Genomic DNA, 22,028 nt, shown 5'->3' on the forward strand with positions numbered 1-22,028 from the left:
ACAAAGCCCCATGGTCAGATAATGGTTCGGCTAACAATCCAGCCCTCTTGCCACTTGAAGGCTTAGCGAAGGGTCAATACTTCTACGAAGTGGATTTGAACGGCAATACTACCGGTAAAGACGGGCAAGCCCTTCTCGACCAACTTCGTGCTAATGGCACTCGCAGTTACCAAGCTACTGTCAAGGTCTATGGTGCTAAAGATGGAAAACCAGATTTGACAAATCTTATCGCGACTCGTCAAGTAACGATTCAGCTTCGTGGAAAAGAAATGGCTACAATACCATCTCAAGAAGGTCAAATGAATATGAAACCTTCTACAACACCATCTCAAGAAGGTCAGATGAATAAGAAGCCTTCTGCAACAGATTCTATGAGTACAGCTGAGGGTACGAAGGAAGTAGATCATCACATGACTGATGTGAAGGGGGAACACCCAACTTCTAAGCCGATGGCAGATACGATGAAAAAAAATGATAAGGCTACGTTACCCACAACTGGTGAAGCTCAAACAGCTACAGCTACCATTGGTTTCTTAGGACTAGCTTTGGCAGGAATTCTTAGCCTTCTAGGTTTGAAAGAAAAACAAAAAGATTAAGGTTCAAATCATTTAAAAATTACTAAAAATAGTGTTATACTAAAGCCAGTATAACACTGTTTTTATCAGGAGATTGGCAAATGGGAAGGACAATTTTACTCGTTGATGATGAGATGGATATTCTGGATATCAAAAAGCGCTATCTTGTGCAGGCTGGCTACCAAGTTTTAGTGGCTTGAGATGGCGTGGAGGGATTAGATCTTTCCAGAAAGAAATCTGTTGACCTGATCATCACGGATATCATGATGCCAAATATGGACGGTTATGACTTTATCAGTGAGGTCCAGTATATATATAGTACCTGATCAACCTTTTCTTTTTACAACGGCTAAGACCAGCGAGCAAGACAAAATTTATGGCTTGAGCTTAGGAGCAGATGATTTTATAGCCAAACCTTTTAGTCCGCGCGAGCTAGTTCTAAGAGTCAATAATATTTTGCGCCGACTTCATCGTGGAGGAGAGATCGAACAAATTGAGCTCGGTGACTTGACGATGAATCATGTGGTTCATGAGGCTCGTATAGGGGAGTATTTTTTGGAATTAACAGTGAAGTCCTTTGAACTGCTTTGGATTTTAGCTAGTAATCCTGAGAGAGTTTTTTCAAAGACGGAGCTTTACGAGAAGGTGTGGCAGGAAGACTTCGTAGATGATACCAATACACTTAATGTTCATATCCATGCTCTGAGACAGGAATTGACCAAGTATGCCAGTTCAGAAACTCCTGCTATCAAAACTGTCTGGGGTCTTGGTTATAAAATGGAAAGATTACGAGGTGGAAAATGAAATTAAAAAGTTACATTCTAGTAGGGTACCTAATTTCTAGCCTACTAACGATTTTACTCGTTTTCTGGGCAGTCCAGCGAATGTTGATTGTAAAAAGCGAGATTTATTTCCTAGTTGGAATGACATTGATTGCTAGTTTTATAGGAGCGGCAGTCAGTCTCTTTCTTTTATCGCCAGTATTTTCTTCCCTTTGGCATCTGAAAAACAGGCTCAGAGTATAGCTGACAAGGATTTTAGTACAGAGATTGACGCCAAGGGCCAGGGCCCTATCGAATTTCAAGAGTTGGGTCAGGCTTTTAATGATATGTCGCATAATTTGCAAGAAACATTTGAATCGCTTAATGAAAGTGAACGAGAAAAAGGAATGATGATTGCCCAGCTTTCTCACGATATTAAAACTGCTATTACCTCTATTCAGGCGACTGTGGAGGGGATTTTAGATGGAGTGATTGAAGAAGAGGAGCAGATTCATTACTTAACCACGATTAGCCGTCAGACAGAGCGTTTGAATAAATTGGTGGAAGAATTGGATGTTTTGACTCTTAATGCCCAGCCTCAAATAGAATCAGATGGAGAAGCTGAAATAGTCTTTCTAGACCAGCTATTGATTGAGGCTATGAGTGAATTTCAACTATTGATTGAGCGGGAGGAGCGGGATATCTACATTCAAGTGTCTCCCGAGTCAGCGAAAATTAAGAGCCATTACGATAAGCTTTCCCGTATTTTGGTCAACTTGCTAAATAATGCCTTTAAATACTCGGAACCTGGAACTAAAATTGAGATCGTGGCTCAATTAACTGAGCAAATCTTGACAATCAGTGTGAAGGATGAGGGACGGGGTATTGCTCCTGAGAATTTGGATAAGATTTTTAAACGCCTTTACCGTGTGGAAACTTCTCGAAATATGAAGACAGGTGGGCATGGTCTGGGCCTTGCTATTGCACGTGAGTTGGCTCATCAGCTGGGTGGGGAAATAACGGTCGAAAGCCAGTATGGCCTAGGAAGCACTTTTACATTTACTCTCAACTTAACATAAATCCACAATAAGTGATAAATATTTTTAACTTTTGATTTAGCAAAGATAAAACCAAATTCAAGTTTTTTCAAATCGATCTCCCTATTTTTAGGGAGATTTTTATTTTATACTAGAGTCAGAAATTGATAGAGAGGTTTTTGAAATGGCAACAAGTTTTTTGTTCTTTATTTCTGTTTTTTTGGCGGGGATTCTATCTTTTTTCTCGCCTTGTATCTTACCGCTTATGCCAGTTTATGTAGGAATTCTACTGGATTCGGATCAGCCGAAAACAGTTCGATTTATGGGAAAAGATATTTCCTGGTATGGTCTAGTTAAGACGCTCTGCTTTATAGCTGGCTTATCAACTGTATTTTTGGTTTTGGGCTATGGAGCTGGTGCTCTAGGGCAAGTCCTCTATGCCCCTTGGTTTCGCTACGTTTTGGGCGGGATTGTCATTCTACTGGGAATCCACCAGATGGGACTTATCAATATCCAACAACTGCAAAAGCAAAAGAGTATTCAACTTAAAAAGAATAGTAAAAGAAGTGACTTTCTTAATGCTTTTCTCTTGGGGATTACCTTTAGCTTTGGTTGGACACCTTGTGTAGGACCAGTCCTAAGTTCTGTTTTAGCAATTGCGGCTTCTGGAGGTAATGGTGCTTTGCAAGGTGGTTTGCTCATGCTAGTCTATACTTTGGGCTTATCGCTTCCTTTTTTAGCAATGGCTTTGGCTTCCGGTTGGGTATTACAACGCTTTTCTAAACTAAAACCTTATATGGGAGTTCTCAAAAAGATCGGTGGTGCTCTCATTATACTTATGGGAATTTTGCTGATGCTTGGGAATCTAAACGCTTTAGCATCATTATTTGGATAAATATTATATAATTAAAGGAGACTTATCATGAAAAAAATTGCTTCACTTACAATCGCTGCACTTAGTATCTTTGTCCTAGCTGCCTGCTCTAATCAAAAATCAGATTCTGATATGAAGAAGACGGATGACAGCAGTATGATGAAGAAAGACGATATGAAAAAAGACGACATGAAGAAGGAGAATATGAAAGACTCCAGCATGTCTGATGATAAAATGAAAAAGGATGACATGAAGGACTCTTCTATGATGTCCGACAGCAAGTCTGATATGAAAGATGATATGAAAAAGGATGATATGAAGTCAAGCGATTCAAGCATGAAGGATGACATGAAAGATTCATCCGAAATGTCATCTGACAAATAGTAATTCCACCATAGGAAAGAAAGTCGTCAGTTTTGTCGGCTTTCTCCTTATTTTGAAAGGAAAGAAAACGATGAAGAAGTTATCAATATTGACTGTCAGTCTACTTTGTGTCGGCTTTTTGGGAGCCTGTTCAAATCAGAAGACAAACTCGGAAGTTTCTAAAAGTGCTAAAAGTAATATAGAAACAAAAGCTGATTCTGGTCAATCTACCAAGATGGCTAAAGACTTTAGTCTGCAGGGTGTGGACGGCAAGACTTACAAGTTATCTGATTTTAAAGGTAAGAAAGTCTATCTAAAATTTTGGGCTTCTTGGTGTTCTATCTGTCTATCCACCCTTGGAGATACCAATGATTTGGCTAAGGAGCAGGAGGGAAAGGACTATGTCGTCTTATCAGTTGTTTCTCCGACTTTTAATGGAGAAAAGTCAGCAGATGATTTTAAGAAATGGTATAAGTCTTTGGACTACAAAGACTTCCCAGTTCTGATGGACACCAAGGGAGAATTGCTGAAAGAATATGGCATTCGCTCTTACCCATCTGCTCTTTTCGTAGGCAGTGACGGTTCTCTTGCCAAGACACACATTGGCTACATGAGCAAGGAAGATATTGAGAAAACACTGAAAGAAATCAAGTAGAAAGGAGCAATAAACATGGGAGGAAAATGGAAAATTATTCTGGTTATCCTTAGCTTGTTTGTCTGCTTTGGACTAGTCTATGTGATTGCAGGAAATAGCAATCAGTCATCTCCTGAACAGATTAAGAAAGCTTCAATGAGTAAGACGGAAGTAGTAAAGAAAAAGAAAGAAGATGTTAAAGAAGCTGATAAGCGGGTAATCTATCTGGCAGGTGGCTGTTTCTGGGGTGTAGAAGAATATTTCTCTAGAGTACCAGGTGTCATTGATGCTGAGTCCGGCTATGCAAATGGTAAGGATGACACGACCAAATATGAATTAGTTTCCCAAACTGGTCATGCTGAGACTGTAAAAATTACCTATAACGTTAAAAAGATATCTCTCAAAGAAATCTTACTTCATTATTTCCGTATTATTGATCCAACTTCTAAAAATAAACAAGGTAATGATCAAGGTACACAATATCGGACAGGTGTTTATTATAAGGATGAAGCTGATTTGAATACCATCAATCAAGTTTTTGATGAAGTGGCTAAGAAGTACGATAAACCTCTAGCTGTTGAGAAAGAACCATTAAAAAACTATGTTAAGGCTGAAAACTATCATCAGGATTACCTAAAAAAGAATCCTAATGGATATTGCCATATTGATGTTAATCAAGCCGCCTACCCTGTTATTGATGCTAGTCGTTATACTAAGCCCAGTGATGAAGAGATTAAGTCCAAGCTCTCTCCTGAAGAATACGCAGTCACACAAAAGAATGACACAGAGCGGGCCTTTTCTAACCGCTATTGGGATAAGTTCGATGCTGGTATCTATGTGGATGTGGTGACAGGCGAGCCTCTCTTTTCATCAAAGGATAAATTTGATTCAGGGTGCGGTTGGCCAAGTTTCACCCGTCCTATCAGTCCAGATGTTGCGACTTACAAAGAAGACAAGAGCTTCAATATGACTCGAACTGAAGTACGCAGTCGTGTTGGAAATTCCCATCTGGGCCATGTTTTCACAGACGGTCCTAAGGACAAGGGTGGCTTGCGCTATTGTATTAATAGTTTGTCAATCAAGTTCATTCCAAAAGCCGAGATGGAGGAGAAGGGCTACGGTTATCTTTTGGATTACGTTTAAGAGCGTTTTGATTGAAAATTTGCTATAATAAATCCAGTAAGAATAAGGAGTTGAATCTTGTGTATTCAATTATGATTGTAGAGGATGAATATCTGGTAAGACAGGGAATTGCGTCCTTAGTAAACTATGAGCAGTTTGGTATGCAAGTTATTTCCCAGGCTGAAAATGGAATAGAAGCTTGGCAGAAATTTCAGGATAATCCTGCTGACATCCTACTGACCGATATCAATATGCCACAGATGAATGGCCTTGAACTATCCAAGCTAGTCAGAGACCAGGCTCCTAAGTGCCATATCGTTTTTCTGACGGGCTATGATGATTTTGACTATGCTCGGACAGCCATTAAGCTAGGTGCAGATGACTATCTTCTCAAGCCATTTTCCAAGGATGATGTTGAGGAGATGTTGGCAAAGGTGCAGACCAAACTTGATAAGGAACGAAAAAAAGCCCAGATTCAAAACTTGGTCGATCAGGGACAGCACTCTGAGTTGGAAGAGGCTATTCACGAGCGTCTAGCTGATTCAGAGTTAAGTCTGAAAAATTTGGCTTTTCAACTAGGATTTAGCCCATCCTACCTAAGTGTTCTCATAAAAAAAGAACTAGGCTTGCCCTTTCAAGATTATTTGATTCAAGAACGGATGAAAAAAGCTAAACTCTTACTCTTGACTACAGATTTGAAGATTTATGAAATAGCAGAGCAGGTAGGTTTTGAAGATATGAACTATTTTTCTCAGCGCTTCAAGCAGGTGGTTGGGCTGACACCTCGGCAGTTTAAAAAAGGAGAGGAGAAATGAAACGATATCCGCTTCTTATCCAGTTGATTGTCTATATTTTTCTGCTGGTTCTTTTACTCTTGGGCTTTGTTGGAAGCCTCTACTATCAGACTAGCTCGGGTACTATTCGGCAGCTGACAGAGCGGACGACGCGTAATAGCATGGAGCAAAGCGGACAGTTCATTGCTTCCTATTTGCAAAAATTAAAACAAACCACCTCTACACTGAGTAAGGAAGAAACGATTCGGAAGTTTGCTCAGAATCAAGAAAGCAGTGAAACGTCAGTGCAAGCTTTGATGAAAACCATCATTGAGACTGATCCGGATTTGGTGTCGGCAGTATTGGTTACCAAGGACGGGCGCGTGGTCTCAACAGATTCTCAAATCAGCATGCAGACATCTTCTGATATGATGAATGAAAAATGGTATCAGGAAGCTGTCCATACCAGAGCCATGCCTGTCTTGACCCCTGCTCGCAAAGAGTCTCTGTCGTCAGAGAAGGAGAAGTGGGTTGTTTCTGTCACTCAGGAAGTAGTGGATGAAGCAGGGCAGAATCTTGGTGTTTTGCGTCTTGATATCGGCTATAACAGTCTCAAAGCCTATTTGGATCAGCTTCAGCTAGGAAAGAAGGGCTTTAGCTTTATTGTCAATAGCCAGCATGAATTTGTCTATCATCCCAAGAAAAGTGTTTATTCTTCTAGTCAAGAAATGAAAGCTATGCAGCCCTATATCTCGGTCAAGGATGGTTATGCAGACCAGAAGCAGGCTTTTGTCTATCAGATTGATATTCCAGATAGTGACTGGACTTTAATTGGCATCGCCTCATTAGAGCAATTACAGATGCTTCAGTCACAGATGCTTTATTCATTTGTAGGAATGGGTGTTCTAGCGCTTCTGATGTGTTTGATTGGTATTTGGTTTGTCCTACGTTTGTGGATTAAGCCTCTGCAGAATCTGCAAGCTGTCATTCTGAAGATTGGCTCGGGCGAGTCAAACCTTCGGGCAGAAGAAAAAGGTTCTCCAGAGTTGGTTGACTTAGCTCAGCAGTTCAATAAAATGCTGGACCAAATTGAACAACTGATGGAAGCTGTTAAGACTGAAGAGCAAAATGTCCGTCGCTATGAGCTTCGAGCTCTCTCGGCTCAAATTAACCCACATTTCCTTTATAATACCTTAGATACTATTGTCTGGATGTCCGAGTTTAACGACAGCAAGCGTGTTGTTGAGCTAACAAAATCACTCGCTCAGTATTTCCGCTTGGCGCTCAATCAAGGGCATGAACAGATTGCTCTCAAGGATGAGATTGATCACGTTCGTCAGTATCTTTTTATACAGAAGCAACGCTATGGTGACAAGCTCCGATATGAGATTGAAGAGGATGAATCTCTAGCTGATTATAAACTGCCCAAGCTGATACTTCAGCCTTTGGTTGAAAATGCTATCTATCATGGAATCAAAGAAATCGACCGACCAGGTATAATTCGTGTGACGTCGACAGTTGAAGAAGGAAAACTGGTATTGTCTATCTATGATAACGGCTGTGGCTTTGATCTCCAAGATTCATCAGAAAAGACTCTTCTTCGCCTAGGTGGGGTTGGTCTCAAAAATGTCGATCAACGCTTGAGATTGCAGTTTGGAGAAGGCTATCGTATGGAAATCCAGTCGGAGCAAGATATCTTTACTCTAATCAAAATATATCTGCCACTATCCAATGATAAATAGTAGTTTATTGAATAAAATGACATATAGTCGGAAAGAATTTTTCCGGCTTTTTCTGTTTGAAACTTTCTAAATAAAATTTATTATTTTGCTAGAACGAAAATGATAACTAAAAATACCGTAGCAAATTTGTGAAAAATAATCCGCTTTCATTTATAATGGTTTATAGGATTAATAGAACTCCGTTCAGAAGAAAACGAATAGAGTTATTGTGAAAACCATTTTTTCTATTATAAATAAAAAAGAAGGATTAGATATGCAAACATTTCTTTTCTCAGTTTCAGTTTTTTTAGCGGGAGTGCTATCGTTTTTCTCTCCCTGTATTTTTCCCTTACTTCCTGTTTATATCGGAATCTTATTAGATTCAGAAGATAAGCCCAGAACAGTTCGATTTTTAGGCAGAGAAATCGCCTGGTATGGACTTGTTAAAACTCTCTGTTTTATTGCGGGTATATCATGTATTTTCTTCATTTTAGGATTTGGGGCGGGCTTTTTAGGAGCTATTATTAATTCTTCTTGGTTCCGCTATGTTATGGGTATCATCATTATCCTACTTGGTGTTCACCAAATGGAATTAATCAATATTAAACCCTTGCAAATGCAAAAAAATGTCGCCTTTAAAAAAGATAGTAAACGCAACGAGTTTCTTTCAGCATTTGTATTGGGGATTACTTTTAGTTTTGGTTGGACTCCGTGTATTGGTCCTATTCTAAGTTCAGTCTTAGCGCTGGCTGCTTCAGGAGGGAATGGTGCTTTTCAGGGAGCTATTCTGACCTTGATTTATACCTTGGGTATGGCCTTACCTTTCCTAATTCTAGCTCTGGCTTCAAGCTTTGTTATGCAGTATTTTAATAAAATTAAACCTTACATGGGGCTTCTGAAAAAAATCGGTGGTGCTATTATTATTCTGATGGGAATCTTGCTCATGCTTGGACAATTGAACGCCTTGTCAGGTCTATTTGGATAAGTATAAGTGTCTTAAACAGATTGAAAAAAATTTTTTGATGTTTTTTGATTTGATATTTTCTAATAAAAGGAGAAAGTGATGAAAAAATATTTAACTTTTGGTGTTGGTTTGTTAGCTGCAGTGTTTTTAACTGCTTGCTCTGACGAGATGGGAATGGAAACAAAAAGCAGTAGCAATCAACCTGCTCAGAATGCTGTAGGTCAGATAGCTGTAGGCCAGGAAGCTCCTGACTTTACTTTGAAGTCTATGGACGGAAAAACTGTTAAGTTATCTGATTATAAAGGAAAAAAAGTTTACTTGAAATTCTGGGCTTCTTGGTGTGGACCATGTAAGAAAAGTATGCCAGAACTAATAGAATTGGCTGGAAAGAAAGACCGTGATTTCGAAATTTTAAGTGTCATTGCCCCAGGAATACAGGGTGAAAAGTCTGAAACAGACTTCCCTAAATGGTTTGAAGAACAGGGCTATAAAGATGTTCCGGTTTTATATGATAGTCAAGCAACTACCTTCCAGGCCTATCAAATCAGAAGTATTCCAACAGAAATCTTGATTGATAGTCAAGGAAAAATTGGTAAAATTCAATTTGGAGCTATCAGCAATGAAGATGCTGAAGCAGCCTTTAAAGAAATGAAGTAAATAGAATATAAAAAGAATGGATAAAATTTCCATTCTTTTTTTACTTAAGCACTTGCACCAGAAGAGGCATCCGCATCTCCTCCGCCGTCACCGTGACCACCAGTATCTGAAGCGCCAGAAGTAGCATCTGCGTCTCCATGACCTCCAGCAGGAGCAAATGGTCCGCTGCCTCCTACCAAACGTTGTCCAGTTTCTTTTAGATACCAGTCAAGCCATGGTTGGAAGTTAAAGACGATTTCATTGATACCTGCATATGATCCATCAGGATAGTACATAGCTTGGTAGTTGTGAGTGTTGATTACACCAGCAGGAGAACCTGGAACAATGGTACGTACGTATTCTTGGTTTCCGTTGCGCAACGTTCCGATAACCCACTCTACATTCTTCATACGTGCTGGCGGAAGAGAACCATGAACGGTTGACATACGGCTACCTGATTGAGGTGGCACGCGTTTGGCAAACATGGTATCTGGATCTTGATGAGCGTTGTTATAGTAGAGGAATTGGTTGTTATCGTCAGCGTATGTCAATTCAAATGGCATAGCTTTTAAGAACATATCAATCTGGTTAACAGTCAAGATACCATGGTCAAGTTTGACATAGGTATCACCAGAAACAGCACCAGTGATTTCAGCGACTTTTTCTACCCATTCTGGATCATCCGGATCAACTTCTGTAACCGTTGTAGCGATTGGTTTTCCACAGTCTAAGTCTTCAGGTTCAATTGGTTTTGGTTTTTTCAATTTTGAAACCACCTCTACATATTTGATAAAGTTATCTAAGCATGATTCAAGGAATTTAACAGTTCCTTCGTTAGTGATATTGCCATCATTGTCAAAGGCTTCCTTGGCTTTGCCCAGCAAGAACTCGTTGCCTGGAAGAGTGTAAGCATTGACACCAGGAGCGTCTAGGATTTTACGCAGGTGAACTTGAGCACGGGAAGTTCCTTGGTCGTAGTATGATGCACCAACAATCATGACAGGCTTGTTTTCGAAAGGATGAACCTCGTAAGAGAGCCATTCTAAGACACTCTTCAAAGGAGCGCTGATAGTATGGTTATGCTCAGGTGTTGCGATGATGACTCCGTCTGCACGCGTGATTTTGTTATACAAATAACGCAATTGGAAGCTTTCATCCCATTTTTCATCCTGGTTAAACATTGGGACTTCATCGATTTCTAAGACTTCCAATTCAAATTTAATTTTGAACTGGCGACGGATGAATTCCAATAATTTTCGGTTATATGATTGTTCGTAGTTTGATCCTACAATTCCAACAAATTTCATTCTTTCAGTCTCCTATCTTACAATTTTTCCCAGTCAAATTCTTCAGCATCTTTGCGAAGCAATTCTTGAGCGTTGCGCAATTTGTCAGTGATTTTGACAAAGATACGGAAGTCATCAAAGATAGCATCCAATTTTTTGACAACATCAAGATCCACCAAATCTCCGCTTGGATCAAAAGCTTGAAGAGAATGTGAGAGCAAGAACTCGTCTGGAAGTACATTTGCCTTGATTTCTGGAGCGTTCAAAATTTGACGGAGCTGCAACTGGGCACGAGAGGAACCAAGTGTACCATAAGAAGCACCAGTAATCATGACCGGCTTGTTCAGCAAGGGATAGATGCCATAAGAAAGCCAAGCTAGAGCATTCATGAGTACAGCTGGAATAGAGTGGTCGTACTCAGGTGTTCCAATGAGTACACCGTCTGCTGCATCGATTTTCTCGGCAATTTCTGATACTAACTCAGGCACGCTTCTATCAGCAGGTTTATTAAACATTGGGATATCTTTAATTTCTACCAGCTCGATTTCAGCCTTGTCAGCAAAGTGCTTAGACATATATTGAAGAAGTTGCCGGTTTGTGGAACGTTTAGAATTTGTTCCAACAATTGCGATAAGTTTTAACATAGTAGGTTCCTTTCTGGATTTAGGATATAATTTCTGGGGTAAGACCAGATGAATAAAAAATTTGATTATCTTCTGTAATAACGAAGGCTTCGATTCCATTTTCTTGCTCAACTTTTTCTAAGATAGAACTAGGGCTGTCACCAAATAAGCGTGTTGTCCATATTTCTCCATCAACTGATTTATCTGAAACAATGGTGAGGCTGGCTAACTGATTATCAATTGGATAGCCAGTATTTCGATCGAAAATATGATGATATACTTTGCCATTTGCTTTCAGATTTCTTTCATAGATTCCGGAAGTAACAACGGACTGGTCTTGGATGGATAGTAATGCTAAGTTGTTTCCGCGAGCTAGCTTTGGATTCTGAATACCGATGCGCCATAAACGATTATTTTGTTGGTTCTGGCCAATAGTCAGGATATTTCCTCCAAGATTAATGAGTGCAGAAGTGACACCTTTTTCTTTTAGGAAATGGGAGATTTTATCAGCGATATATCCTTTAGCGAGGGCACCAAGGTCAATCTTCATCCCAGACTGTTTCAAAAATACTGAACGGGATATTGGATCTAATTCAATATTTTCGGGGTTGGTCAAGGAAAGAACCTTTTCAATCTCTGAAGCACTCGGAACTCTGGCATCTTTAAAACCAATACGCCAAGTTTGAATGAGGGGCCCTATAGTGATATTGAGATGACTGCCTGGAATAAGACTGTGTTTTTTTCCTAGTTCTATTAGCTCGAACAAATCAGGATGAACACAGATCGGCTCTTTTCCAGCAGCGTGGTTGACCTGCATTAGTTCTGAGCTGTCATCATTAGCGCTGAAACGATTTTCGTATATTTTTAATAAGGAAAAAACCTCATCTAGAAGAAAGTCAGCATTCTCATGTAAAATAGAAATGCTAATTGTTGATCCCATTAAACGAATGGATCTAGAAGTGAGATCCACTTTTATCACAACCTTTCCTAAATAGTTCATAATCTACGTTATTAGTATATCAAAAAGACAACGTTTTCACAAATGAATTTTATATATTTTCAGAAAAAAATAAGTAGCTTTCTTTGCAGATAACCCTACTGTTGATCTGATTTTTAATGAAGGTCTATGACTTGATGTTTTATATGATTTTTAGAAAATTGAAAAATAATGAGCATTTTTGTTGAAACCGCTAACAGATTGATGGTATAATACTCTGGTAAATTAAATTTTAAAGGTGGATTTATTCTATGAGTAAAATTGTTGTAGTAGGTGCTAACCACGCGGGTACAGCATGTATTAATACTATGCTTGATAATTATGGTTCAGAAAATGAAATTGTAGTTTTTGACCAAAATTCAAACATTTCTTTCCTTGGTTGTGGTATGGCTCTTTGGATTGGAAAGCAAATCGATGGAGCTGAGGGCCTATTTTACTCTGATAAAGAAAAGTTAGAAGCAAAAGGCGCAACAGTTCACATGAATGCTCCGGTTCTTTCAATTGATTATGATAAAAAAGAAGTTACAGCATTAGTAGATGGTAAAGAACATGTTGAATCTTATGAAAAGTTAATTTTTGCAACAGGTTCTACTCCAATCATTCCTCCAATCAAAGGTGCTGAAATTGTTGAAGGAAATCGTGAATTCAAAGCAACTCTTGAAAATCTTCAATTTGTAAAACTATACCAAAATGCAGAAGAAGTTATTGAAAAACTTCAAGACAAGAGCAAGCATATTGAACGTGTTGCTGTAGTTGGTGGTGGTTACATTGGTGTTGAACTTGCTGAAGCTTTTGAGCGTCTCGGAAAAGAAGTTATTTTGGTTGACATCGTAGATACTGTCTTGAATGGATACTATGATAAAGACTTTACTCAAATGATGGCTAAGAATTTGGAAGACCACAATATTCGCTTAGCGCTTGGTCAAACTGTACAGGCAGTTGAAGGCGATGGTAAGGTTGAACGCTTAGTAACTGATAAAGAAACATTTGATGTAGATATGGTTGTTCTTGCTGTTGGTTTCCGTCCAAATACAGAATTGGGAGCAGGAAAGATTGAATTGTTCCGAAACGGAGCTTTCCTTGTAGATAAGAAACAGGAAACTTCAATCCCTGGTGTATTTGCTATTGGTGACTGTGCAACGATTTACGACAATGCTCGTCAAGAAACAAGCTACATTGCTTTAGCATCTAATGCTGTTCGTTCTGGTATCGTGGGTGCACACAATGCTTGCGGACATGAATTGGAAGGAATCGGTGTTCAAGGTTCAAATGGTATTTCAATCTACGGCCTTCATATGGTGTCAACTGGTTTAACTCTTGAAAAAGCGAAAGCAGCAGGTTATAATGCTGTAGAAACTGGTTTCAACGACTTGCAAAAACCAGAATTTATCAAGCACGATAACCATGAAGTAGCATTGAAAATTGTTTATGACAAGGATACTCGTATTGTTTTAGGTGCACAAATGGTTTCTCGTGATATCTCGATTTCAATGGGTATCCACATGTTCTCATTAGCAATTCAAGAACAAGTAACAATAGATAAGCTTGCTCTCATGGACTTGTTCTTCTTACCACACTTCAACAAGCCATATAATTACATCACTATGGCTGCACTTTCAGCTGAATAAAACGAAGAAAGCTCCTTTTTGAGGAGCTTTTTGCTTGTCAGTTCCACTTTTAAAAATAGTTTAGGTCCATTTTAAAATATGGTACAATAGTTTCAAAAAGGGTAGGAGAAGATATGGAAGAAAAAGTAGTTCAATCTCTTCCTGAAAGAGAGTTTCAGTCGGCAAATAGTTCTATTATTTCTCAAGTTTTTCGTGGGATTTTAGTGGGCTTGTTTGTTGGAGGTATTGTAGGTCTTTTTCGCCTCATGATTGAGAAGAGTTTTCATTGGATTCAATCCTTGTATGAAAAAAGCCATGAAAATTTTACTTTCCTAGGAATAATTTTAATCCTTTACCTACTTATTATGTTTTTGGTTGCTTGGCTAATGAAGTCTGAAAAGAATATTAAAGGATCGGGTATTCCTCAAGTAGAGGCTGAGCTGAAGGGGCTCATGTCCTTGGACTGGTGGAGTGTATTATGGAAAAAATTTCTTGCTGGCTTTTTAGCTATTTCAAGTGGTCTCATGTTAGGTAGGGAAGGACCTAGTATTCAACTAGGGGCTGTTGGAGGCAAAGGGCTAGCAAAATGGCTTAAGCTTAGTCCCGTTGAAGAAAGGGTTTTGATTGCTAGTGGAGCTGCAGCTGGTCTGGCTGCTGCCTTCAATGCTCCGATAGCGGGTTTATTGTTTGTGGTCGAAGAAGTTTATCGCCATTTTTCAAAACTTTTTTGGATCTCAACTCTGGTAGCTAGTCTGGTAGCAAATTTTGTTTCCTTGGTGATTTTTGGACTTACACCTGTTTTAGATATGCCTGATAATATCCCAGCAATGCAATTGCAACAATACTGGATTTATCTACTTATGGGCCTTTTCTTAGGAATTTCAGGTTATGTTTACGAAAAAGTTGTCCTGTATATGCCAGACTTATATAAAAAAATCGGTAAGATTTTACACTTATCACCGAACTACTACCCGGCAGTGGCATTTGTCTTGATTATACCTCTTGGTTATTTTCTGCCTCAAATTTTAGGAGGAGGGAATCAATTGATTCTCTCCTTGCATTCAGAAAATTATTTACTTACAAGCCTTATTGCTTTCTTTCTTATTCGATTTATTTGGAGTATGATTTCTTATGGAAGTGGTTTGCCAGGTGGTATTTTTCTTCCGATTTTAGCACTGGGATCTCTATTAGGAGCGATTGTTGGAAATATCTGTGTGCAGTTTGGCCTTGTTAGTTGGAATCAATTTCCAATTTTTATCATTCTAGGCATGAGTGGTTATTTTGGTGCGATATCAAAAGCTCCCCTGACAGCTATGATCTTGGTAACTGAGATGGTTGGCGATATCAGAAACCTAATGCCTTTAGCAATCGTGACTTTAACAGCCTATATCATAATGGATCTGCTAGGCGGAGCACCAGTTTATGAAGCTATGTTAGAAAGAATGCTCCCAGATAATATAGGAGATGATGGAGAGACAACTTTAATAGAAATCCCTGTTTCCGAAAAAATTTCGAATAGGCAGGTGAGGGATTTAAATCTTCCGCCAGACATTCTGATTGTTATGAATATTCATAAAGGTAAGAAGAATACTGTTAACGGAAGTACTAAACTCTACTTAGGGGATACGATTTATTTGGTAGTTAAACAACATGAAATTGGAAAAATAAAAGACTTATTACTATAAGATTTACTTCCCTTGTTTTTTGAAATTGACAAGGGATTTTTATTTGGATTAAATTATCTGACAATTTATTGAAAAATGAGAAAATTTTTGATATAATTTCTTGAACATTATTTAGAATTTAAAGGAGATAGACCATGAAAAAAATGGGACTTGTCCTATTTTCAGCAGCTGTTCTCATGACAGCTTGTTCTGCAAATACGAACACAAGCAAAACTTCTTCAAGTAGTAGTGAAGCAAAAGTGACCTTATCGTCTAATGATAAGAAGGCTTTAGATAAGGCTACGTCGGAATATAAGACTTTTGTGGAAGGGCAAATTGATCAGTTGCTGACTGATACTGAAAAATTCGCCTCTCTTCTTAAGGAAGGAAAGCTTGACGAAGCAAAGAAAATCTATCCACTTATTCGAATGAGCTATGAGCGATCAGAACCGATTGCTGAAAGTTTTGGTGAGTCTGATGTAAAAATTGATTTTCGTTTAGCAGATTATATGGATGAGAACAAGACTGAAGAAGGATGGTCAGGCTTCCACCGTATTGAAAAAATCTTGTGGGAACAAAATACCACTTCTGGAACAGAAACTTATGCTAATCAATTGGTTAATGACATTAAAGAATTGAAGGCGAAAGTTGCAACAGTAGAGGTTACTCCTGATATGATGCTGACTGGTGCTGTTGACTTATTAAATGAAGTTGCAACAAGCAAGATTACTGGTGAAGAGGAAATCTACTCTCATACAGATTTGTACGATTTCCGTGCAAATATTGAGGGTGCTGAGAAAATTTTCCAATTGTTTAAACCACTTATCAAGAATAAAGACGAAAAGCTTGTAGCTTCTTTAGAAAAAGAATTTAAAAATGTTAATAGCCTCTTGGATAAACATATGACAGATAGTCAGCACTATAAGCTATATACAGACTTAACTAAAGAGGATACTAAAGAATTAGCAGAAGGTGTTACAAAACTTGGTGAACCTTTATCCCAAATGGGAGTCATTTTAAACGGGAAGTAATGATATGACAAACGACGAAAAATGGTTTGAAAAAAAGATGGACCGTCGTGAATTTCTTAAAAAAGCAGGGATTGGAGGCGCTGGTCTAGCACTGGGTGTTTCTGGTGCCTCTGCTTTTTTCGCTAATAAAGCACAAGAAGAAAAGAAAATTTCCGATGGTGGCGAAGAAATCAGCTTTTACGGTGAGCATCAAGCAGGAATTACGACTCCAATGCAAAAAAATATCTATTTTGTAGTGCTTGATTTGCATAGTACCGACAAAGAAGAAGTTATTCAAATGTTTAAGGACTGGACTGATTATAGCAGCAAGTTGGTGGATGGAGAATTGGTCAAAAAAGATGGTTCTAATGCCCTTTTGCCACCTAGCGACACTGGTGAAACAGTGGGTCTAAATCCCTATCGTTTGACTCTTACTTTTGGTGTGTCAGCTGATTTTTTGAAAAAAATGGGCTTGGAAAAGAAGCGTCCTAAAGAATTTCGTGACTTACCTCCATTTCCAAAAGAGCAATTGCAAGAAAAGTACACGGGTGGTGATATTGTAATCCAAGCTTGCGCTGATGATGAACAAGTAGCTTTTCATGCAGTCAGAAATCTAGTTCGTAAGGCCAGAAATACTGTTACCATGAAATGGAGTCAATCAGGTTTTGCAGCGATTGGAGACCGTATGTCAACTCCTAGAAATCTTTTTGGATTCAAGGATGGAACTGCCAACGTGACCAAAGAAAAGGACTTTGATCAAGTAATTTGGACTGATAGTGACGACTGGATGAAAGGTGGCACTTATATGGCTGTTCGTCGTATTCAAATGTTTCTTGAAACTTGGGATCGGACAAACCTACAGGAGCAGGAAAACACATTTGGTCGTTATAAGGAAAGTGGTGCCCCCTTTGGTAAGAAAGATGAATTCGATGAGGTTGATTTAGCTCTCTTGCCGGTCGATTCTCACGTTCGCTTAGCTAAAGAAGTAAACAAACCAATCTATCGTCGATCTTATTCATATTCCGATGGCATCGTCGAGAAAACTGGTCAGTTTGATACAGGTCTTCTTTTTCTTGCCTTCCAAAAGAATCCGGATAGTTTTGTAAAAGTTCAGACTAATCTTGGAGCTCAGGACAAGATGAATGAATATGTAACACATATTGGTAGCGGCCTCTTTGCTTGCTTTGCTGGTGTGAAAAAAGGAGAGTACCTTGGTCAAAAATTATTTGAATAAACTCCTAATTATCTTGGCAATAGCCTTCCTTTTTTTCGCTAAACCTGTTTTTGCAGAGGAAGCATTTAGTCAGCTTTTTGTAAAGGTAACAGATGCTACAAGAGCTGTAGAGCAAGGCAATCAGGCTAAGGCGAAGCAATTGGTTGCTGAGATAAAGGAAGAATTTGAACAATTAGAGAATCATGATTCACCAGCTGGTAAAGAAGTCAGCAAAGCATTGACAATAAATGAGGTGACTAAGGAGAACTTAACCACGATTTCGTCTGAGCTCTTAAAGTTTGATAAGGAGCAACACCCAGTTGACCTTAAGGCTGAAAAAGAAAAGTTGGTAAGTCGGTTAGAGTCAAGATTTGCAGATTTACAGGCAGCTATTTCAGCAAAGAATCTTGAACAAACTCGTTCAGCTTATAAAAAAATGAACTCGACCTGGACGGTGAACGAAGGTGTTGTTCGTGATAATAGTACAGCTCACTATGGTAAGATTGAAACTGCGATTTCTTTTTTACGTAGTGCAATCGAGACTGAGCCAGTAGATTTTTCAAGTGTTCAATCTTCTTTTGATGACTTAAAGACTGCTATTGATAGTTTTGTAAAGGGCGAAGAGGTTGCTACAACCGAAGGAAATCTTACTTTAAAAGACGGAATTCAGTTACTCGAAAAAGCCTTGGATGGATTTAAAGCTGGAAAAACTCAAGAAGCTAGCTCAAATATGAAAAAATTCATCACTATCTGGCCAAGTATTGAAGGAGATGTCAGCACGCGCAACGCCACTCTCTATACTCGAGTCGAAAGTGAAACACCAGTCATCATGGTTAAGGGAAATGAAAAAAAATATCAAGATCAGCTACATGCCTTAATTAATGATTTGTCGCAGATTGATACGAGTGCATCCTATAACTTTTTTGATGCTATGCTCATTCTTTTGAGAGAAGGAGTAGAGGCTCTCTTGATCGTTATGGCTCTTGTTACAACACTAAAAGCAGCCAAGATGAAAAAGGGGCTAAAGTGGGTTTATACAGGAGCAGTTATGGGGATTTTGGCAAGCTTAGCGATTGCTGTTTTGCTTCAATTCCTTTTCCCAGCAGTATCCTCAGGTTCTAACCGTGAGATTATCGAAGGTGCAGTCGGGATTTTTGCTGTTTTGATGATGATTATGGTCGGGATTTGGCTACATAGCAAGTCTTCAATTAAAAAGTGGAATGACTTTATGGAAAGCCAGATGAAGGCTGTCACAGCAACCGGCAGTTTCATTTCTATGTTTGCACTGAGCTTTCTCGCTGTGTTTCGAGAAGGAGCAGAGACGATTCTATTCTATGCGGGAATCTATCCTAGAATTGATAAGGCAAGTTTTTTCCTAGGAATAGGACTGGCGTTTCTTGTTTTGTTTGTTCTTGCTTTGATTATGAATAAGGCTTCTGCCTATTTCAAACCACATCGAATTTTCTTGATTCTGACTTGGCTCATTTATGCTCTGGCCTTTAAAATGCTGGGGGTTAGCATTCATGCTCTCCAGTTAACTAACATTTTACCAAGCCATCTGATGAATGGATTTCCATCGATTGATTGGGCTGGAATTTATCCAAGTCTAGAAGTTGTAACTTGTCAGTTAATATTTGTAGTTATCGTACTTATCATTACATGGAAGAATCGTGAGAGTAGCCATGGATCATAAAAAACAAACTATCGTAGAACACTTGACAGAGTTTCGTAGACGCTTTATTTGGACTTTAGCTTGCTTTCTTCTGGTATTTTTACTTGGTTTTATCTACGCAGGTGATATTTATAGCTGGTTGACCAGTGGATTTGAAAAGAAGTTGCTTGTCTTAGGACCGAATGATATTCTTTGGATTTACGTCAGATTGTCTAGCCTGCTAGCTTTTAGTGTGACCTTGCCTTTTATGGTTTATCAGATTTGGCAGTTCGTGAGGCCGGCTCTGACTTCAAGGGAATCAAAAGCAATTTTTGCTTATATACCAGCGACCTTTATCTGTTTTGTTTTGGGATTGGCTTTTGGTTTTTATCTGGTTAGTCCGGCCATTTTACAAGTCCTGCTTTCACTGGGAGAGGGTTTGTTTGAGACCCAGCTTACCGCCCAAAATTATCTGGCCTTTCTCTTTCATACAACAATTCCGCTTGGTATCTTGTTTGAATTGCCAGTTCTAGTATCATTTTTTACATCGCTTGGTTTGCTCAAGCCACAATTTTTGGTACAATATAGAAGGTATGCTTACTTTATTTTATTAGTCTTAGCAGTTGTTTTAACGCCTGCTGACTTTATCAGTGATTTGGCCATGACAGTTCCCTTGATTTTACTTTATGAAGTCAGTCTGCTGTTTAGCTATTATATATACAAAAAGAAAGAAAAGAGGAGTGAATAATGGGTATTTTAAGAGATATTGGAGCGCCAGGTCTAATTATTATTGTATTAGGAGCCTTGCTAATTTTTGGTCCCAAGCGTTTACCAGAGCTTGGACAATCAATTGGAAAAATGTTTTCAGAGTTTAAAAATGCTATGAATAATAATGAAAAAGATGCAGATTCGCAAGACAAGAAGGAAAAAGGGGATTAACCCTTTTTCTTTTTGACTATCATCTTCGCTTATAGTATAGTTAGAGAAAAGAAGGAAGGTTAGAGGAGATTATTATGTATCAAACCTATCATTTTAGCCAGCGCTTGAAGTTATTTCTTTCGATTTTTATTCCTGTCTTGATTTATCAGCTGGCAAATTATTCTGCGTCATTCGTAGATACAACCATGACTGGACAGTATGATACTCTCCATCTTGCTGGTGTGTCTATGGCTACAAGTCTATGGAGTCCTTTTTTCTCCTTTTTAACAGGGATTGTATCTGCTTTAGTGCCGATTGTTGGGCATCATTTGGGAAAAGGCGATGAGAAAAAGATTACCTCAGATTTTTATCAGTTTATCTATCTGTCGCTTGGTTTATCCATTGTTCTTTTTTTGTTAGTTCTTTTTGGAGCTCCTCTAATTTTAGACAGTTTGTCTTTGGAAAACCTAGTAGCAGTAGTGGCTAAGCATTATCTTATGTATTTATCTCTAGGCATCATACCGCTTTTACTTTTTAGTGTCGTACGTTCACTGTTAGATGCACTTGGTTTAACTCGCCTCTCCATGTACTTGATGCTTTTACTTTTGCCCTTAAATGCCAGTTTTAATTACGCCTTGATATATGGCGCATTTGGTTTTCCAGAAATGGGAGGTGCGGGAGCTGGTCTTGGAACTTCTGTAGCTTACTGGGTTCTCTTATTCATCTCTGTCTTGATTTTATTCAAACATCCAAAGGTTAAATCCTATAAGCTTTGGAAAAGACAAAAAGTGGTAGCCGAGGGAATTAAGGAGGGATTACGGCTTGGTTTACCAATTGGTGGAATTGTTTTTGCTGAAGTCGTTATCTTTTCTGTTGTAGGACTTATCATGGCCAAGTTTCCATCAATAGTGATAGCTAGCCATCAATCGGCAATGAACTTTTCAAATCTTATGTACGCCTTTCCTGCTGGGATTTCTTCGGCAATGGCAATTGTGGTTTCTTATGAAATTGGTGCAAAACGCTATGATGATGTAAAAAAATACTGTCGCTTAGGAAGGGTTACGGCTTTGCTTATTTCAGGATTTACGCTTGTATTTCTCTTTTTACTTCGAAATCAGGTTGCCTCTCTTTATGGTACAAACTCAGAGTTTATCGCTCTAACTTCCATCTTCTTAACTTATAGCCTATTCTTTCAACTAGCAGATACGTTTGCGGCTCCTTTACAGGGTATTCTTCGTGGCTACAAGGATACGACAGTACCATTTTACCTTGGACTAAGTGGCTATTGGGGAGTAGCCCTTCCGCTTGGATTATTTTTAGATAATATTTGTAAATTTGGTCCTTATGGCTACTGGATTGGTTTAATCGCCAGCTTGGTTGTCACTGGTATTCTTTATCAAATTCGTTTGAAGCAAGTCGAAAAGAAATCCTAATAAAATGTAATAGTTTTCTTGTTTGATATAAGTTCGTGATATCCGAACAATTACTCATTAAATAGCTTTAGAATTTTGCTAAATCTTATTTTTGTGGTAAACTTCATTAGGAAACGTCAAGAAAGACGTAGCGATGCGAAAGTGCATAGGTAGGTCTAAATAAAGA

20 protein-coding genes and 2 pseudogenes are annotated in these 22,028 nt (G+C 38.7%); 19 read left to right on the plus strand and 3 right to left on the minus strand.

The features are described 5' to 3' along the window. From HMPREF2780_RS00780 to sdbB, 11 genes and pseudogenes are all read left to right on the plus strand, one after another. A partial coding sequence (locus tag HMPREF2780_RS00780; RefSeq protein ID WP_158672282.1) for an SSURE domain-containing protein occupies positions 1 to 596 on the plus strand: 596 nt, incomplete at its 5' end. Between the two features lie 80 nt (positions 597 to 676). Next, a pseudogene (locus HMPREF2780_RS00785) lies at positions 677 to 1,379 on the plus strand (response regulator transcription factor). Beyond that, a pseudogene (locus HMPREF2780_RS00790) lies at positions 1,376 to 2,415 on the plus strand (sensor histidine kinase). The pseudogenes HMPREF2780_RS00785 and HMPREF2780_RS00790 overlap by 4 nt, the downstream one beginning before the upstream one ends. 142 nt (positions 2,416 to 2,557) lie before the next feature. After that, positions 2,558 to 3,268, plus strand: a complete 711-nt coding sequence (gene ccdA2 / locus HMPREF2780_RS00795; protein WP_008808632.1) for a thiol-disulfide oxidoreductase-associated membrane protein CcdA2 — start codon at positions 2,558 to 2,560, stop codon at positions 3,266 to 3,268. A 27-nt stretch (positions 3,269 to 3,295) separates the two neighbouring features. Next, on the plus strand, positions 3,296 to 3,631 hold the full coding sequence (locus tag HMPREF2780_RS00800) for a hypothetical protein (protein WP_008808633.1): 336 nt from the start codon (positions 3,296 to 3,298) through the stop codon (positions 3,629 to 3,631). A gap of 70 nt (positions 3,632 to 3,701) precedes the next feature. Next, entirely contained in the window at positions 3,702 to 4,265 is a 564-nt protein-coding gene (locus tag HMPREF2780_RS00805) for a redoxin family protein (RefSeq protein ID WP_008808634.1), read from the plus strand. A 15-nt stretch (positions 4,266 to 4,280) separates the two neighbouring features. Beyond that, positions 4,281 to 5,387 carry a peptide-methionine (R)-S-oxide reductase MsrB gene (gene msrB / locus HMPREF2780_RS00810; RefSeq protein ID WP_008808635.1) on the plus strand — a complete coding sequence of 369 codons (1,107 nt, stop codon included), beginning with the start codon at positions 4,281 to 4,283 and terminating at the stop codon, positions 5,385 to 5,387. Between the two features lie 59 nt (positions 5,388 to 5,446). Then, positions 5,447 to 6,181, plus strand: coding sequence for a response regulator transcription factor (locus HMPREF2780_RS00815; protein ID WP_008808636.1), 735 nt, complete (start codon positions 5,447 to 5,449; stop codon positions 6,179 to 6,181). Beyond that, on the plus strand, positions 6,178 to 7,881 hold the full coding sequence (locus HMPREF2780_RS00820; RefSeq protein WP_082307638.1) for a cache domain-containing sensor histidine kinase: 1,704 nt from the start codon (positions 6,178 to 6,180) through the stop codon (positions 7,879 to 7,881). The genes HMPREF2780_RS00815 and HMPREF2780_RS00820 overlap by 4 nt, the downstream gene beginning before the upstream one ends. 253 nt (positions 7,882 to 8,134) lie before the next feature. Continuing rightward, positions 8,135 to 8,845 carry a thiol-disulfide oxidoreductase-associated membrane protein CcdA2 gene (ccdA2, locus tag HMPREF2780_RS00825; RefSeq protein ID WP_008808638.1) on the plus strand — a complete coding sequence of 237 codons (711 nt, stop codon included), beginning with the start codon at positions 8,135 to 8,137 and terminating at the stop codon, positions 8,843 to 8,845. 78 nt (positions 8,846 to 8,923) lie between these two features. Next, entirely contained in the window at positions 8,924 to 9,481 is a 558-nt protein-coding gene (gene sdbB, locus HMPREF2780_RS00830; protein WP_008808639.1) for a thiol-disulfide oxidoreductase-associated lipoprotein SdbB, read from the plus strand. Positions 9,482 to 9,525: 44 nt separating this feature from the next. Here the strand turns inward: sdbB and HMPREF2780_RS00835 are convergent, their stop codons facing one another. From HMPREF2780_RS00835 to HMPREF2780_RS00845, 3 genes are read right to left on the minus strand one after another with little or no spacing between them, the layout of a single operon-like run. Next, on the minus strand, positions 9,526 to 10,767 hold the full coding sequence (locus HMPREF2780_RS00835) for an NAD(P)H-dependent oxidoreductase (RefSeq protein ID WP_008808640.1): 1,242 nt from the start codon (positions 10,765 to 10,767) through the stop codon (positions 9,526 to 9,528). Positions 10,768 to 10,784: 17 nt separating this feature from the next. Further along, the gene (locus HMPREF2780_RS00840; protein WP_008808641.1) at positions 10,785 to 11,390 is read right to left on the minus strand and encodes an NADPH-dependent FMN reductase; all 606 of its coding nucleotides are present in this window, start codon (positions 11,388 to 11,390) and stop codon (positions 10,785 to 10,787) included. A 19-nt stretch (positions 11,391 to 11,409) separates the two neighbouring features. Then, positions 11,410 to 12,339, minus strand: coding sequence for an FAD:protein FMN transferase (locus HMPREF2780_RS00845; RefSeq protein ID WP_008808642.1), 930 nt, complete (start codon positions 12,337 to 12,339; stop codon positions 11,410 to 11,412). 278 nt (positions 12,340 to 12,617) lie between these two features. Between HMPREF2780_RS00845 and nox the strand changes: the two genes are divergently transcribed. The 8 genes from nox to HMPREF2780_RS00885 all read left to right on the plus strand — a co-directional run bounded on the left by nox (position 12,618) and on the right by HMPREF2780_RS00885 (position 21,862). Continuing rightward, entirely contained in the window at positions 12,618 to 13,994 is a 1,377-nt protein-coding gene (nox, locus tag HMPREF2780_RS00850; RefSeq protein WP_008808643.1) for a H2O-forming NADH oxidase, read from the plus strand. A 113-nt stretch (positions 13,995 to 14,107) separates the two neighbouring features. Then, complete coding sequence (locus HMPREF2780_RS00855) at positions 14,108 to 15,658, plus strand: ClC family H(+)/Cl(-) exchange transporter (RefSeq protein ID WP_008808644.1); 1,551 nt, start codon at positions 14,108 to 14,110, stop codon at positions 15,656 to 15,658. Positions 15,659 to 15,792: 134 nt separating this feature from the next. Then, complete coding sequence (gene efeO / locus HMPREF2780_RS00860; protein WP_008808645.1) at positions 15,793 to 16,668, plus strand: iron uptake system protein EfeO; 876 nt, start codon at positions 15,793 to 15,795, stop codon at positions 16,666 to 16,668. Positions 16,669 to 16,672: 4 nt separating this feature from the next. Continuing rightward, positions 16,673 to 17,881, plus strand: coding sequence for an iron uptake transporter deferrochelatase/peroxidase subunit (efeB, locus tag HMPREF2780_RS00865; protein WP_008808646.1), 1,209 nt, complete (start codon positions 16,673 to 16,675; stop codon positions 17,879 to 17,881). Further along, positions 17,859 to 19,553: an FTR1 family iron permease gene (locus tag HMPREF2780_RS00870; RefSeq protein WP_105025962.1), complete on the plus strand. Its 1,695-nt coding sequence runs from the start codon at positions 17,859 to 17,861 to the stop codon at positions 19,551 to 19,553. The genes efeB and HMPREF2780_RS00870 overlap by 23 nt, the downstream gene beginning before the upstream one ends. Then, positions 19,543 to 20,259: a twin-arginine translocase subunit TatC gene (gene tatC, locus HMPREF2780_RS00875; protein ID WP_105025963.1), complete on the plus strand. Its 717-nt coding sequence runs from the start codon at positions 19,543 to 19,545 to the stop codon at positions 20,257 to 20,259. Before HMPREF2780_RS00870 ends, tatC begins: the two co-directional genes overlap by 11 nt. Next, positions 20,259 to 20,450 (plus strand): twin-arginine translocase TatA/TatE family subunit, encoded by a 192-nt coding sequence (locus HMPREF2780_RS00880; protein WP_046165566.1) that lies wholly within the window; start codon positions 20,259 to 20,261, stop codon positions 20,448 to 20,450. The genes tatC and HMPREF2780_RS00880 overlap by 1 nt, the downstream gene beginning before the upstream one ends. Before the next feature lie 74 nt (positions 20,451 to 20,524). After that, positions 20,525 to 21,862, plus strand: coding sequence for an MATE family efflux transporter (locus tag HMPREF2780_RS00885; protein ID WP_061595753.1), 1,338 nt, complete (start codon positions 20,525 to 20,527; stop codon positions 21,860 to 21,862). The last annotated feature ends 166 nt before the right edge of the window (positions 21,863 to 22,028 follow it).

This window comes from Streptococcus sp. HMSC062B01 (assembly GCF_001811085.1).
GTDB classification, from domain to species: Bacteria; Bacillota; Bacilli; order Lactobacillales; family Streptococcaceae; genus Streptococcus; species Streptococcus gordonii.